This window comes from Marinobacter mangrovi (genome assembly GCF_016798325.1).
Lineage (GTDB): Bacteria > Pseudomonadota > Gammaproteobacteria > Pseudomonadales > Oleiphilaceae > Marinobacter_A > Marinobacter_A mangrovi.
The window spans coordinates 1,310,689-1,325,652 of the sequence record NZ_JAERVO010000001.1; the positions used below are offsets into that span (position 1 = coordinate 1,310,689).

General features: G+C 60.3%; 15 protein-coding genes. All 15 read right to left on the minus strand.

What is annotated here, in order from left to right; translation table 11 throughout:
• Positions 1 to 408 precede the first annotated feature (408 nt).
• Positions 409 to 975, minus strand: a complete 567-nt coding sequence (locus tag JL474_RS05795) for a chalcone isomerase family protein (RefSeq protein ID WP_236011992.1) — start codon at positions 973 to 975, stop codon at positions 409 to 411.
• A gap of 225 nt (positions 976 to 1,200) precedes the next feature.
• Positions 1,201 to 2,199, minus strand: coding sequence for an RNA polymerase sigma factor RpoS (rpoS, locus tag JL474_RS05800; protein WP_123635520.1), 999 nt, complete (start codon positions 2,197 to 2,199; stop codon positions 1,201 to 1,203).
• 148 nt (positions 2,200 to 2,347) lie between these two features.
• Positions 2,348 to 3,121, minus strand: coding sequence for a peptidoglycan DD-metalloendopeptidase family protein (locus tag JL474_RS05805; protein WP_236011993.1), 774 nt, complete (start codon positions 3,119 to 3,121; stop codon positions 2,348 to 2,350).
• A gap of 312 nt (positions 3,122 to 3,433) precedes the next feature.
• Positions 3,434 to 4,402 (minus strand): DUF368 domain-containing protein, encoded by a 969-nt coding sequence (locus tag JL474_RS05810; protein ID WP_236011994.1) that lies wholly within the window; start codon positions 4,400 to 4,402, stop codon positions 3,434 to 3,436.
• Positions 4,399 to 5,055 (minus strand): protein-L-isoaspartate(D-aspartate) O-methyltransferase, encoded by a 657-nt coding sequence (locus JL474_RS05815; RefSeq protein ID WP_203141233.1) that lies wholly within the window; start codon positions 5,053 to 5,055, stop codon positions 4,399 to 4,401. The genes JL474_RS05810 and JL474_RS05815 overlap by 4 nt, the downstream gene beginning before the upstream one ends.
• Entirely contained in the window at positions 5,055 to 5,804 is a 750-nt protein-coding gene (gene surE / locus JL474_RS05820) for a 5'/3'-nucleotidase SurE (protein ID WP_203141234.1), read from the minus strand. The genes JL474_RS05815 and surE overlap by 1 nt, the downstream gene beginning before the upstream one ends.
• Before the next feature lie 83 nt (positions 5,805 to 5,887).
• Positions 5,888 to 6,871 (minus strand): tRNA pseudouridine(13) synthase TruD, encoded by a 984-nt coding sequence (gene truD, locus JL474_RS05825; RefSeq protein ID WP_203141235.1) that lies wholly within the window; start codon positions 6,869 to 6,871, stop codon positions 5,888 to 5,890.
• On the minus strand, positions 6,868 to 7,347 hold the full coding sequence (gene ispF / locus JL474_RS05830; protein WP_203141326.1) for a 2-C-methyl-D-erythritol 2,4-cyclodiphosphate synthase: 480 nt from the start codon (positions 7,345 to 7,347) through the stop codon (positions 6,868 to 6,870). The genes truD and ispF overlap by 4 nt, the downstream gene beginning before the upstream one ends.
• Before the next feature lie 3 nt (positions 7,348 to 7,350).
• Positions 7,351 to 8,055, minus strand: a complete 705-nt coding sequence (gene ispD, locus JL474_RS05835) for a 2-C-methyl-D-erythritol 4-phosphate cytidylyltransferase (protein WP_203141236.1) — start codon at positions 8,053 to 8,055, stop codon at positions 7,351 to 7,353.
• Positions 8,056 to 8,084: 29 nt separating this feature from the next.
• Positions 8,085 to 8,357, minus strand: a complete 273-nt coding sequence (gene ftsB / locus JL474_RS05840) for a cell division protein FtsB (RefSeq protein ID WP_123635515.1) — start codon at positions 8,355 to 8,357, stop codon at positions 8,085 to 8,087.
• A 227-nt stretch (positions 8,358 to 8,584) separates the two neighbouring features.
• The gene (eno, locus tag JL474_RS05845) at positions 8,585 to 9,880 is read right to left on the minus strand and encodes a phosphopyruvate hydratase (protein ID WP_203141237.1); all 1,296 of its coding nucleotides are present in this window, start codon (positions 9,878 to 9,880) and stop codon (positions 8,585 to 8,587) included.
• 58 nt (positions 9,881 to 9,938) lie between these two features.
• Positions 9,939 to 10,784: a 3-deoxy-8-phosphooctulonate synthase gene (kdsA, locus tag JL474_RS05850; protein WP_123635513.1), complete on the minus strand. Its 846-nt coding sequence runs from the start codon at positions 10,782 to 10,784 to the stop codon at positions 9,939 to 9,941.
• A gap of 62 nt (positions 10,785 to 10,846) precedes the next feature.
• A complete protein-coding gene (locus tag JL474_RS05855) occupies positions 10,847 to 12,481 on the minus strand; it encodes a CTP synthase (RefSeq protein ID WP_203141238.1) in 1,635 nt (544 codons plus the stop codon).
• Between the two features lie 90 nt (positions 12,482 to 12,571).
• Entirely contained in the window at positions 12,572 to 13,831 is a 1,260-nt protein-coding gene (gene tilS / locus JL474_RS05860) for a tRNA lysidine(34) synthetase TilS (protein WP_203141239.1), read from the minus strand.
• A 43-nt stretch (positions 13,832 to 13,874) separates the two neighbouring features.
• Positions 13,875 to 14,828: an acetyl-CoA carboxylase carboxyl transferase subunit alpha gene (accA, locus tag JL474_RS05865; RefSeq protein WP_203141240.1), complete on the minus strand. Its 954-nt coding sequence runs from the start codon at positions 14,826 to 14,828 to the stop codon at positions 13,875 to 13,877.
• Between the last annotated feature and the right edge of the window lie 136 nt (positions 14,829 to 14,964).

Genomic DNA, 14,964 nt, shown 5'->3' on the forward strand with positions numbered 1-14,964 from the left:
TTCGGGGCGCCGGACGGCGCCTCAGAAGCTGACGCATCTGCTACATACTCCAGTTGGCCTCACATGTCGTACCGTAGATTGGGGTGACGCAGGAAGCCCAACAAGCCAGGTTTGCGGCCCATCTCATCCAATACAATGGTCGCCAGGCCGTTTTTTGAGAACCCAGGCTCCGAGCCTTTCCGCGATAACGGGAACGTCCGGTGCCCGCTTATTGTTGGGCTTCCTGCGTCAGCCCAACCTACGCCCTCGAGTGGGCCTCAAATGTAGCCGATGCTTCAGCTTCGGAGCAGCCTGCAAGGCTGCCGACTGGCATGACCGATTCTTCTGAACCCATCCTCCGACGAGTCTATAAAGAAAAGGGAGCCACCCAGGGCTCCCTTTTTCTCACAAACCGGATCGGTGCCGAGCTTACTCCGCTTTCCCCAGCATCGCTTCCTTCAGGTCTTCCTGGGCCGGCTCGTCGGACAGCCAGATGCCGAACAGTGCCTTCTTGAATTCGAGGCCCGGAATGGTGTCTTTCTTGGTGCCGTTCTTGAACACCTGGACGCCTTCACTGGGCACATACACCAGATCAAAGACATCGCCTTCCTTGATCTCTTCCTTGAAGACGCCCATGAACTGGTCGATTTCCTGCTTCACCGGCGCCATATCACCATGAGTGGAGGCCTCAAAGCCTTCCATGGTGGCTTCGGTCATGCGATCACTGGTGATCATGCCGGAAATGATATCCAGCCGGATCGCCTGGGGCTGATCCGCATCGATGATCGCTTTGGGATTGGACTGCTTCTGGGGCACAAACAGGCTGCCAACATACAGATCCAGGAACCACTTGGATCGAACCCCGGCGCCATTGAGCACCAGGTCAGAACTGTCGGCCTTCATCTGTTCCGGCACATCGACACCTTCCAGGGTCAACGCAGACGCCGGTCCTGCCAGGGCAAGAGTGAGCAGCAGTGCTGAGGTAACCTTTTTCATCATCATGTCCCTAAACGTTTGATTGTTATTTATTTTATAACTTTAGTCCTTCCAGACCAATTGCATTTTAGCAATGCCGAAAATTACTCACCGATGCCTGGTTCTCATTTGCCGAAGCCGCATGTTGCGGCCATCAGCACCGGGCGCATGACGCCGATCAGCCAATAAAAAACCGGTGACCCCTCTCGGGATCACCGGCTTTTGTGTGCCATTCTAAAGAATCGTTTATTTAAACAGCATGGCGCAGGACAAGCCTTCCTTCTCCAGGATCTCCCGCAGACGACGCAACGCTTCGACCTGGATCTGGCGAACCCGTTCGCGGGTCAGTCCGATCTCCTGCCCGACTTCCTCAAGCGTACTGGTCTGGTAACCGCGCAGCCCGAATCGACGGGAAAGCACTTCCTGCTGCTTGTCGCTGAGCTGGTCCAGCCAGCGCTCGATGCAGCCCTGCATGTTGGTATCCTGCAGCAGGTCGGCCGGATCGGTCGCGCCTTCATCGGCCACGGTATCCAGCAGCGATTTTTCCCCGCTGCTGCCGATCGGGGTGTCCACGGAGGTGACCCGCTCGTTCAGCCCCAGCATGCGCTTCACATCGTTGACCGGCTTGTCGACCATCTGCGCGATTTCTTCCGCAGACGGTTCGTGATCCAGCTTTTGGGTCAGCTCACGCGCTGCGCGCAAGTACAGGTTCAGTTCCTTGACCACGTGAATCGGCAGGCGAATCGTGCGCGTCTGATTCATGATGGCACGCTCGATGGTCTGGCGAATCCACCAGGTCGCGTAGGTGGAGAAACGGAAACCGCGTTCCGGGTCGAATTTCTCAACGGCGCGGATCAGGCCGAGATTCCCCTCCTCGATCAAATCGAGCAGAGTCAGGCCCCGGTTCACATAGCGCCGTGCAATTTTCACCACCAGACGCAGGTTGCTCTCGATCATCCGTTTGCGTCCGGCTTCCTGTCCCTTGCGGGCCAACCGTGCGAAGTAGACCTCTTCTTCCGGTGTGAGGAGTGGTGAGAAACCGATTTCGTTGAGATAGAGCTGGGTAGCGTCCAGCTGTTTCTGGCTGGTGTAGTAGCGGCCTGAAGCCTTGGAGAGATCGGATGAGTCCGTTAAGGGCGCATCATCCTGTTCCTGGTTGCTGGAGTCGACTGTCAGAGTCTCTTCTTCCGGATCCTCGACATCTGCCACACGATCAACAATGAGTTCATCACGCTCTGCTGACATAGTTCTTGCCCCGCCTTTTAACCCCATTCTTATCACCTGCCGGAATTCTTGTTGTTCGACAAGTGCCTGCTGTTCTTTTCAACTGCTTATGACACGTTTACTTTTCAGCGATGTGACATGTGTTTTTCAGCAGTCGGGGCGGTTCCGTCTACCTCGGTGGCAAATAATGCATCGGATCCACCGGGTTGCCGTTTTTTCTTATCTCAAAATGCAGCTTCGTCGCATTGGCGCCGCTGCTGCCCATTTCGGCAATGAGCTGGCCCGCCCTGACGTTTTCTCCCTCCTGCACCAATATCTTCCGGTTGTGAGCGTATGCGCTCAGATAGTGCTCGTTATGATTGATGATGATCAGGTTACCGTAACCCAACAACCCGCTGCCCGCATAGACCACGCTACCTCTGGCGGCTGCCCTGACCGGATCACCCGGTTTGCCGGAAATATCAACACCCTTATTGACTTTTCCCGACGTTGAGTATCCTGCAATTACGGGGCCAACATTGGGCCAACGCCACTGGATGTCGGAGACCACCTGAGTCTGCTCCTGCAGGGATTTATCCGCTTGCGGTGCCCTCTGAACCCGGGGTTTGGGAGCAGACGTGGGCGTCTGGCGGGGTGCTGGCCGACTGGCCTTTCGGGATGTGGAAGTGGAAGCCGATGACGACGAGGACGCCACGGACTGCCCTGAAGGCACGTGGCCTCTCAGATCCAGGCGGATGACCTGCCCTGGTTTGATGGTGTAAGGCGGATTGATGCCATTGGCGTTGCCCAGCTCGCGATAGTCACGCCCATATCGCCAGGCAATGCTGTAGAGGGTCTCGCCGGACCGGACGACGTGCTGGCCCCAGTAAACTGGCGGGTTGTATCGGTCGTCCTGATAGATGTCGGCGGTATTGCAGCCCGAGAGCAAAAACAGGACAAGCAAACCGGCGCCCAGGCCCCGGAAGGACAGACGGCGGCAGCACTTCGCCAGGAGAGAAACCGCCGGTTTCTGGTCCCGAAACCCTGTACGACCATCTAAGCTCACGGAAATAACAGCTTCTTTTTTATTTCAAATTTGTATGAAAAATAGTGCAGTCCCTGAAGAATGCAATATAAGTCACTAATTCATTGCATATTTTTTAAACAAATTAAAGTTACTTAATCTAAATAGGTGTTCCGATCGGTAACACGAAAAGTAACAAGTTCACATATTTGCTGTGACAGTGAGCACTGATATTCCGTGACCTGTCTCGGTTCACGATGCGGCTGCGCGTGCCTGACGCATGCGACCAAACCATTCCAGACCGAGCACAACCACCACACCGAGTATAGCCAGCCCGATCGCAGCCATCAGCGCGGACGATTCACCCGTCACGCTGGCATAGGTTCCGGGTAACAGGTTGATCTCTTCCAGCGGTACGCGTTCGCCATGGCTGTTGATACGCCAACTGATGGCTTCCTTCCAGGGCCAGACTTTGCTGAGCGCCCCCAGCATAAACCCGGTCAGCAAGGCGAGCATCCCGTCCCGATAGCGTCGGAATGCCCACGACAGAAGCTGTGCGATCGACAACAGCCCGACAACACAACCTGTCACAAACAGTCCGAGACGGTCCAGTTGCCATTCGTTAACAGCCGTCAGGATCGGTCCGTACATGCCAATCATCAGGAGAATGAAGCTGCCGGAGATGCCGGGCAGGATCATTGCGCAGATGGCCAGGGCACCGGACCCGAACAGCGTCCAGTAGGTCACCGGTGTTTCGCCCGGTGACATCTGGGTGACGAACCAGGCGGCGATTGCGCCGATAAACAGCAGCAGAACCTGCCCGATCCCCCAGCGGCCGATTTCACGACCCACGTGCCAGGCGGACGCCAGGATCAGGCCGAAAAAGAAGCTCCAGAGGAAGACCGGATAATGGGAGAGCGCAAAGCGGATCGCCCCTGAGAGGGTAACGATGCTGGCGATGATGCCACCAAACAAAAGCACCAGGAAGGTGCCGTCCATCCTTGACCAGAAGGCGCCGACACGGCCCCGGAGCAACTCTCCGGTCAGGGCGCGCGGAAAGGCGCCGATAGCGTTCAGCAGGCGCTCGTAGATACCCGTGATAAAGGCAATCGTGCCGCCGGAGACGCCGGGCACCACATCGGCCGCGCCCATGGCAATGCCCCGCAGCAGGATGGCAAGCGGGTGTTGGCGTTCCACAGGTGTTTGCGATTCATGGGTCATCGAACCACCCCGCTCAACAGCGGCACGAAGCGGACCGGTTCCAGCTCAGTGATCTCGTAATCGTCGCCGCGGCGAATAACCTTGGTCAGTACCTGGGTCGTTTCGCCGATGGGAGCCACCATCACCCCGCCTTCGGCCAACTGGGGCAGCAAGTCCTCCGGCATGGACGCCGGAGCCGCCGTGACGAGAATACCGTCGAAGGGCGCGTTCTCCGGCCACCCCATTACATCACCGGCCAGACGCAGGCTGGTGTTACGCAGGTGGAGCGTTCGCATCCGTTCCCTCGCCTTATTGAGTAGCGGATTAATGCGCTCAACACTGAAGACCTCATCCACCAACTGTGCAAGCACGGCCGTCTGGTATCCCGAGCCGGTTCCCAGTTCCAGTACCCGTGACGGATTGTGCTCCATCAGCACTTCCGTCATACGAGCCACGATATAAGGTTGGGACAGGGTCTGCTGATAGCCTATGGGTAACGCCGTGTCCTCATAGGCCCGGTGGGAAAGCGCTTCATCCAGGAAGATATGCCGCGGAATTTCCGCCAGTGCTGTCAGCACCCGCTCATCCTGAATGCCCGACTCGCGCAGGCGCTGGATCAGTCTCATTCGGGTCCGGCGAGATGTCATGCCGATCCCCTGCAGTTCAGCCACCATCAATCCTCCGCCTCCAGCCACTGGCTGAGGGAATCCAGGGCCTCGTGACGGGTCATGTCGACCTGGATCGGCGTAATCGAAACGTAATTGTGGCGAACGGCGTAAAAGTCAGTGCCCGGACCGGCGTCGTCACCGGCTCCGGCTGCACCGATCCAGTAACGCTTCTTGCCCCGCGGGCAGGTCATCGGAATCGCCGGCTCGCCCCGCCCCCGGTGCCCCAGACGCGTTACCTGGAATCCGGCCAGTTCCTCCCAGGGAACATCCGGCACGTTGACATTCAACAGACAGCGCGGCCCCAACGCCAGTGTGGCTTCTTTTTCCACCAGCGCACGCACGGCGCGCGCGGCCGTCTCGTAATGGAAATGGCCGTCATTGACCAGGGAAACGGCAATGGCTGGCAACCCCAGTGAACGCCCTTCCGTAGCGGCGGCGACCGTACCGGAATAAATCACGTCGTCGCCCAGGTTGGCGTGGGTATTGATGCCGGAAATGACACGGTCGAACGGATGATCGAACAGCCCGTTCACGGCCAGGTTGACGCAGTCGGTCGGGGTGCCGTCCACAGACAGGAAGCCCTGGGGATGGGTTTCGACCGTCAACGGACGATTCAGTGTCAGGGAATTACTCGCCCCGCTGTGGTCGCGATCGGGCGCCACCACACTGAGATCGCCGAGTCCCCGGAGCCCCTCGTAAAGGACTTTCAGCCCCGGAGAATGAACACCGTCATCATTCGCCAGCAAAATCCGCACATCCGTCTCCGTTTCAATTGGCGCCTGCCCTTACCCTTCGCAGGCAAATTGCAGGTCGTCACGAGTCTATGAACATCAACCCACTATGATGCCGGGTTTCCATTCCCCTCGCCAGCCACAACGTCGAGAATTTCAGCCACCAGTGCCGTTGCGAAACCACCGGACGCCAACTGGAAATCCAGCTGAAGGCAGCCGGGTTCGGGCCAGCACCAAGCCAGTCCGGAGATCGGCAGCCTTAGCGAGCGGCGCTCGGGCTTCATCCGGGTGCTGGCGAAAACGCCGGCCATCTCCGGGTGGCGACCCACGACATCCCGCTCGATCCGTTCCAGGTCACCGCCAGCGCGGGTACCGCCATCGCCCCAGAGAGGACCCGAGGGCTCTGCGGACCAGGGGTCGCCCTCCATAATCTCGCGCCAGTCGTCTCGCTCCACCCGTTCTGCCAGAACTTCGTTAAACAACCATGACCGGGCCGCCGAGAAGGCCATCCCGGCCTTGAAGTTGCGCCCGCGGCGCGGGCGGTCACCCTGGGCCACCGCCTGGGCCAGATTATTACCGTCCCGCCCGAAGCGCTGCGGTCCGAAATAGTTGGGTATGCCGGAGTCCCGCAGCGACGCCAGTCGCTCTTCAAGCGCTTCCGGGTCTGCCGTCACGTCACGCAGGGTCAGGCAGAACCGATTGCCCGAATGGTCGCCCCGCCGCAGTTTGCGCTGGTGACGGGCCTGCTCCAGCACCGTCCAGCGCTGACCGATCGCATCGATCAACGCCGCGTCATCCGGCTTGCCCGGTCGATACAGGCTGAACCACTGACGGGTCACCGCATGCCGATCCTTGAGGCCACAAAACCCCACATCAAACGAACGAATACCGGCCATGCCGGCGAGCTGGCGCGCCACAAATTCGGTATTGTCACCCCGTTTCTCGAGGAACAGGCACAGGTGTTCGCCATCCCCGGAAAAGGGCGCGTCCATCACTTCAACGACCTGAAAATCTTCCGGCTGCGATCGCATCACGGCGGTACCCAGCCGTGAGCCCGAGGTGGTCGGCCAGTCCAGACGCCAGCGGCTCATCGGACCTCATCCAGCAGCAGGCAGATGGCCTGGCAGGCAATCCCTTCTTCCCGACCGGTAAAGCCGAGCTTTTCCGTGGTCGTGGCTTTGACACTGACCGCATTGACGGGCAACGCCAGATCGGCCGCAATACACTCGCGCATCTGCGCAATATGAGGCGCCATCTTCGGTTTCTGGGCAATGACGGTGCTGTCGATGTTGGCAACGCGGAATCCGGCATCCTTTACCGCCTGATAAACCGCACGCAGCAGCTCGCGGCTGTCGGCACCGCGCCACTGGGCATCGGTGTCCGGAAAGAACTGCCCAATGTCGCCCAGTGCGGCCGCGCCCAACAACGCGTCGGCCACTGCGTGCAGCAGGACGTCGCCGTCGGAATGCGCCCGGATGCCCCGACTGTGCGGGATTCGCACGCCGCCGATCATGACATGGTCGCCCTCGCAGAAGGCATGGACGTCGTAGCCCTGTCCAATTCGCATCATTCAGTGTTCCAGTTGATCCAGTATCCAGCCCGCCAGCGGAAGATCCTCGGGCAGGGTAATCTTGATGTTATCAGTCCGACCGCGGACCAGCTTCGGCGCGTACCCCATGGTCTCCAGGGCGGACGCCTCGTCCGTCACCGCAACCCCGCGGTCCCGGGCCTGTTCCAGCGCAGTGCGCAACAATCCATAGCGAAACTGCTGCGGCGTGAAGGCGCGCCAGAGGGCACTTCGGTCAACCGTTTCGGTGACCGCGTCGACATCAGGCGCCTGTCGTTTGATGGTATCGGAGACCGGTGCAGCCAGCAGCCCGCCACTCTCCCCGTCACCCAGGGCGGACATCAGCCGCCGGATATCCTCGGTCGCCACACAGGGGCGCGCCACGTCGTGAACGAGTACCCAGTCGTCATCGGAGAGTCGATCAGCCAGCGCGTTCAGTCCGGCCAGAACCGAGTCGGATCGGTCGTTGCCACCGGTACAGGTAAAAACACGAGGGTCCGATGCACTGTCGCTGCCGGCGAACCACCGGTCTTCGGGGTGCAGGGGAACCATGGCACCGGCGAACAGGCCGGTGTCCAGCAGACGGGACAGGGTGATATCCAGAATATAGCGTTGTCTGAGTCGCAGATACTGCTTCGGGCGGTCGGCCTGCATGCGCTGCCCGATGCCCGCGGCAGGAACCACAAGCCAGTATTGCCGTTGCGTCATGGAACTATCCGAAGGGGCCCGGGTACCGATCAGGGATCGACCACCAGAAAGAAGGTTTCATCTTCGCGAATCAGGCCGAGATTCATGCGCGCGCGCTCTTCGATCGCGCCCTTGCCGCTGCGCAGGTTGCGCACTTCGGCATAGAGTCGTTCGTTGCGATCCGCCAGCGTGCCATTCTCGGCTTTCTGGGCTTCAATCTTCTGCTGCAGCTGCCAGACTTGCGCAAAACTGCCCTCGCCGATCCACAGGCGCGCCTGCAGAAGAACGATGAATACAGCCATGACAGCCCACAACACTTTCATGAACAAACCCTGATAGAGACAAAAACAGCGCACAATCAGCGCGCTGCATTATGAACTTCCACCGAAGTCTAGCCTAAAAATCAGCCAAGCGCGATTACGGAACCACGCAAAAATAAAGATGCACGGCCCAACCTGGCCTGATCTGACAAAAAGGCCCAGATTTTACACCTGAGCCTTCCTGTGCAACACGCCCGGTAACCGGTCTGGCCGGGCGCTGTGCCGCCAGCTTACGCCTGGCCTTTGATTTCCTTCAGGCCACGGTAAGGTGCTTTTCCAGCCAGCTCTTCCTCAATACGCAGCAGCTGGTTGTACTTGGCCACGCGGTCAGAACGGCACAGAGAGCCGGTCTTGATCTGGCCTGCGCAGGTGGCCACGGCTAGGTCGGCAATCGTGGTGTCTTCGGTTTCACCGGACCGGTGCGAGATCACCGCTGTGTAGCCGGCGTCCTGCGCCATCTTGATGGCGTCCAGGGTTTCGCTGAGGCTGCCGATCTGATTGAACTTGATCAGGATGGAGTTGGCAATGGACTTGTCGATGCCCTGTTTCAGAATCTTGGTGTTGGTCACGAAAAGATCGTCACCGACCAGCTGTACCCGGTCACCCACTTTTTCGGTCAGGGTGGCCCAGCCGTCCCAGTCGCTCTCGTCCATACCGTCTTCAATGGACACAATCGGATAGCTGTCGCACAGGCCAGCCAGGTAGTCGGCAAAGCCGGCAGCATCGTACTTTTTGCCTTCGCCCGCCAGGTCGTATTGACCATCGCGATAGAATTCAGAGGACGCGCAGTCCAGCGCCAGGGTCACGTCCTTGCCCAGCTCGTAGCCGGCCTTTTCCACCGCTTCCTTGATGACCGCCAGAGCGCCTTCGTTGGACGGCAGGTTCGGGGCGAAGCCACCTTCGTCGCCGACGGCGGTGTTCAGGCCCTTGGCCTGCAGCACCTTCTTCAGGTTGTGGAAGATTTCGGCACCGATACGCAGGGCTTCGGCAAAGCTGGACGCCGCCACCGGCTGGATCATGAATTCCTGGATGTCGACGTTGTTGTCGGCATGCTCGCCGCCGTTGAGGATGTTCATCATCGGGACCGGCATGGAGTATTGACCCGCGGTGCCGTTGATGTCGGCGATGTGCGCGTACAGCGGAATCTTGCGCTCGGCCGCAACAGCCTTGGCTGCCGCCAGGGAGACCGCCAGGATGGCATTGGCGCCCAGGTTGGCTTTGTTTTCGGTGCCGTCCAGATCGATCATGACCTTGTCCAGACCACGCTGGTCCGCTGCGTCGAAACCTTTCAGGGCGTCACGGATGCGGGTGTTGACCGCGCCAACGGCCTTGGTGACACCCTTGCCCATGTAACGGGACGCGTCCTTGTCGCGCAGTTCCAGGGCCTCGCGGGAACCGGTGGAGGCGCCGGACGGCGCGCAGGCGCGGCCAATGGTGCCGGACTCGAGGATCACGTCCGCTTCTACCGTGGGGTTGCCCCGTGAATCAAGGATTTCGCGCGCTTTGATATCCGCGATCTTGGTCATGCTTTTTGTCTCCAGAATTTAGGTTTGTCGGAATTGGAAAATTCAGGATTGGGAATGATCAGGCCGTATCCAGGGGCTCGAAGCCCTTGACCAGGTCGTCAATGGCCTTGACCTGCTTGAGGAACGGCTCCAGCTGCTTCAGGCGCAGCGCACAGGGCCCGTCGCACTTGGCGTTATCCGGGTCCGGATGGGCCTCCAGGAACAGACCGGCGAGCCCCTGGGACATGCCGGCACGGGCCAGATCGGCCACCTGGGCCCGACGACCGCCGGCGGAGTCGGACCGTCCGCCCGGCATCTGCAAGGCGTGGGTCACGTCGAAGAACACCGGGTACTGGAAGTCTTTCATGATGCCGAAGCCCAACATATCGACCACCAGATTGTTGTAACCAAAACTGGTGCCCCGTTCGCACAGGATGATGCGGTCATTGCCCGCTTCCCGGCACTTGTTGATGATGTGCTTCATCTCCTGGGGCGCCAGGAACTGGGCTTTCTTGATATTGATCACCGCGCCGGTGCGGGCCATGGACTCAACCAGGTCCGTCTGGCGGCTCAGGAACGCCGGCAGTTGGATAATATCGCAGACCTCGGCCGCAGGCTGGGCCTGCCAGGGCTCATGGACATCGGAAATGATCGGCACGCCAAAGCGGTCCTTGATGTCCTTGAGGATTTCCATCCCGGCATCGAGACCCGGGCCCCGGAACGAGTGGATGGACGATCGGTTGGCCTTGTCGAAAGACGCCTTGAACACGTAGGGGATGCCCAGCCGGCGGGTGACGTCGACATAGGCTTCGGCCACTTCCATGGCCAGGTCACGGGATTCGAGGACGTTCATCCCGCCAAACAGCACGAACGGCCGATCGTTAGCGATGGACAGATCCGCGACCGTGATGGTTTTCTGAGACATGTCGGACTCAATGCTCCTGCGATAGAAACAACGACGCCGGCCACAATGGGCCGGCGCAGCGTTTAGCTCGTTTTCTTGCGATTGAGGGCCGCTTCAACGAAGCCCTTGAACAGAGGATGCCCATCACGCGGCGTTGATGTGAACTCCGGGTGGAACTGGCAGGCCACGAACCAGGGGTGGTCCGCCACCTCGACAACCTCGACCAGACGGCCGTCGGTGGAGTGACCGGAGATGCGCAGACCGGCATTTTCCAGCTGCGGCAGGAAGTGGTTGTTCACCTCATAGCGATGACGATGACGCTCGCGAATCACCTTGCGGCCGTAACACTGGGCAATGGTGGAATCGTCGCCCAGCACACAGTCCTGCGCGCCCAGGCGCATGGTGCCGCCCAGGTCGGAAGCGGCATCGCGCTGCTCGGTTTCACCGGTGGAATCCAGCCACTCGGTGATCAGGCCTACCACCGGCGTGCTGGTCTGGGGACGGAATTCGGTACTGTGGGCGTCGGTCAGACCGGCCACGTTGCGCGCGTATTCGATGACGGCCACCTGCATGCCCAGACAGATGCCTAAGTATGGCACCTTGTTCTCACGAGCGTAGCGAACCGTCTCGATCTTGCCTTCCACACCGCGCTCACCGAACCCACCGGGCACCAGGATGGCATCGGCCGAGGCCAGCGCACCGGTACCGTCACGCTCGATGTCTTCGGAGTCGATGTAGTTGATGTTCACCTTGGTACGCGTCTTGATGCCCGCGTGCAGCAGGGACTCGATCAGCGACTTGTAGGCGTCCAGCAGTTCCATGTACTTGCCGACCATGGCGATGGTCACTTCGTGCTCCGGGTTCAGCTGGGCATCGACGACCGCATCCCACTCGGACAGGTTCGCCGTACCGGCATCGCTTTCCAGGCCAAAGCGCTCGATGATCAGCTCGTCCAGGCCATGCTCATGCAGCATGCGGGGAATCTGATAGATGGATTTCGCATCCTGCAGCGGAATCACCGCCCGCTCTTCCACGTTGGTGAACAGGGCAATCTTGCGGCGGGAGCTGAGATCCACCTCATGCTCGGAACGGCACAGCAGGATATCCGGCTGCAGACCGATCGAACGCATTTCTTTCACGGAATGCTGGGTCGGTTTGGTTTTCACCTCACCCGCCGTGGCGATGTACGGCACCAGGGTCAGATGCATGAAGAGTGCGCGACGCGGGCCGACTTCCACTTTCAACTGACGGGTGGCTTCGAGGAACGGCAGGGATTCGATGTCGCCCACGGTACCGCCGATTTCGATCAGGGCCACGTCGGCACCGGCCGCACCTTCCACAACGCGGCGCTTGATCTCGTCAGTGATGTGGGGGATGACCTGAACGGTGCCGCCCAGATAGTCGCCACGGCGTTCCTTGCGGATCACCTCTTCGTAGACGCGACCGGTGGTGAAGTTGTTGCGACGACTCATCGGCGTGCGGATGAACCGCTCGTAGTGACCGAGGTCTAGATCGGTCTCGGCACCGTCTTCGGTTACGAAGACTTCACCATGCTGGAAGGGGCTCATGGTGCCGGGATCGACGTTGATGTAAGGGTCCAGCTTGAGAATAGTGACCTTTAAGCCGCGTGCCTCAAGAATGGCCGCAAGGGAAGCGGAAGCGATCCCTTTGCCCAATGAGGACACGACACCGCCGGTGACGAAAATATAACGCGTCATGCAGTTTCCGTGTGATTTATCTGGTTCGGTGAAGGGGGGAGATTGTCATCTCAAGATGGGACGCCAGAATACCAGAAGGCCCCCTCTTACTCAACGACAATCCCGCTCCCAGACAATCCGCCATGACGCGACGTCAATGGCTTCGATCAGTGTAGGGGAAACCCACAAGTCGCCCACAGCCACCAGTTCATCGTCCTGCCAGATCAGTGGGATACGGTCCCGTTCCCAGGGTGGTACGCCCTGCTCCTGCAGCCATTTTTTAAGCGGCCGACTGGGGCCACCCGGCAGGAGCCGCAAGCGCTCGCCCCCCTGGCGCGCCGTGACCGTCAGCGTCAGACCTTGCCCTCCGCCGATGGCTTTCACCGCACCGCCAGCCCAGGGCAACACCTCGTCAGTGACCCAGGTCACGTTCGACGACGGCGCCACGCCGCGATCGCGCAGGCAGTACAGCTTCCCCTGGTAGCGGCGAACGCAGTACCCGGCGCCACGCAACTCCGGCTCCCGGTCCGGACCGGCGGACAGCAGATCCGCCATCGCCTGTTCGAGTCGGGCTGCGGGAGGTGGTTCGCATCCGCAATCAATCAACCACCAGCGTAGCAGATTTTTCCGCTCTGACAGATCCAGCGCCGTCAGCCCGGCAACCGACAACCGTTGCCGATCATCTTCAATGTCCCGCCGCTGCAACGCCGCCAGACGAGCCGTGAGCTGGCTGGCTTCGTCACATTGTCGAGCGGCGCGACCGATGCTGCCAATCACTCCAGGCCAACGATGGTTCAGCGGGCCCAGCACCTGATGACGGAGATAGTTACGGTCGTAGCCGGTTTCTTCGTTGGTCGGATCGTCAAACCATTGCAACGCCCATTGACGGGCAAGCGCTTCAATCTCGCTTCGCGGCATCCCCAACAGCGGTCGACAGAGGCGCCCCGCCCCTAACGGGCGGGATGGCGGCATACCGGCCAGCCCGCGCACGCCCGTCCCTCGCACCAGCCGAAACAGCACAGTTTCCGCCTGGTCATCCGCGTGGTGCGCCATCAGCAGGCAGTCCCCCGGCCCAAGATGCTGCTCAAAGGCCCGGTAGCGCGCCTTGCGGGCTTCGTTTTCGAGGCTTTTGCCGGCGTCGACGTCGACGCTCACCTGGGTCAGCGGGACACCTAACCGATTGCAGGCCAGGCGACTCTGGTCGGCCATATCCCGGGCGGCCGCCTGCAGCTGATGGTTGATATGAAGCGCGCTGACAAGGTCTTCGCCACGATCGGCAAACCACGCGGCCGCCACGTTCAGGAGGAAAATGGAGTCCAGGCCGCCGCTGAGCGCGACAACCATGCGGGGAGCATCAGGGAGAGCCGACATGGCCTGCTGCAGTGCGACAGGCCATGTCGAGGGATCGAGCCGATTACCGGCCTGTGTCATAGGCGGTCAGGCGCTCGTAGCGCTGATTGACCAGATCATCGGTTTCCAGCGCGCCTAACTCGGCCAGGCCGGACTTGAGCTGCGCCTTGAGCGCCTTCGCCATGTCTTCCGGCGAGCGATGGGCGCCGCCGAGCGGTTCGGGAATCACCACATCGGCCAGGTTAAGCTCTTTCAGGCGGTTGGCCGTGACGCCCATGGCTTCCGCCGCCTGGGCGGCATACTCGGCGCTCTTCCAGAGGATCGACGCGCAACCTTCCGGAGAAATCACCGAGTAGGTGGAATACTGAAGCATGTACAGGCGGTCGCAGACACCGATGGCCAGTGCGCCGCCGGAACCGCCCTCACCGATCACCGTGGCGATCACCGGGGTTTTCAGGCGCGACATCACAGCCAGGTTGTAGGCGATGGCCTCACTCTGGCCGCGCTCCTCGGCGCCGATACCCGGGTAGGCACCCGGCGTATCGATAAAGGTGAGGATCGGCATGCGGAAGCGCTCGGCCATTTCCATCAGGCGCAGGGCCTTCCGGTAGCCTTCCGGCCGCGGCATCCCGAAGTTGCGACGGACCTTGTCTTTGACCTCACGCCCCTTCTGGTGACCGATCACCATCACCGGCTGCCCGTCGAGACGAGCGGTGCCGCCCACGATGGACAGGTCATCGGCGTACTTGCGATCGCCGTGGAGTTCGTCGAAATCGTCGAACACCATCTCGATGTAATCGAGCGTATAAGGCCGCCGGGGATGACGCGCCAGTCGCGCGATGTCCCAGGGGGTCAGGCTGGAGAAAATATTCTCGGTCAGGCTGACGCTCTTGTTCTTGAGGCGACTGATCTCGTCGGTGATGTTCAGTTCGCTGTCGTTACCAACCAGGCGCAACTCTTCAATCTTGGCTTCCAGGTCGGCGATAGGCTGTTCGAAATCCAGGTAATTGGGATTCATGATCTTCCGTCGTCGTTGGCTCTCGTGTCCCGCCTACACCGGTATCGGGACACCCATTCCAGTGTCATGTAGGGAACCTAACAGGCCCGGATGCCTAGAAAAAGCGGACATTGGTATAACCCGGCTCGGCCTGAAC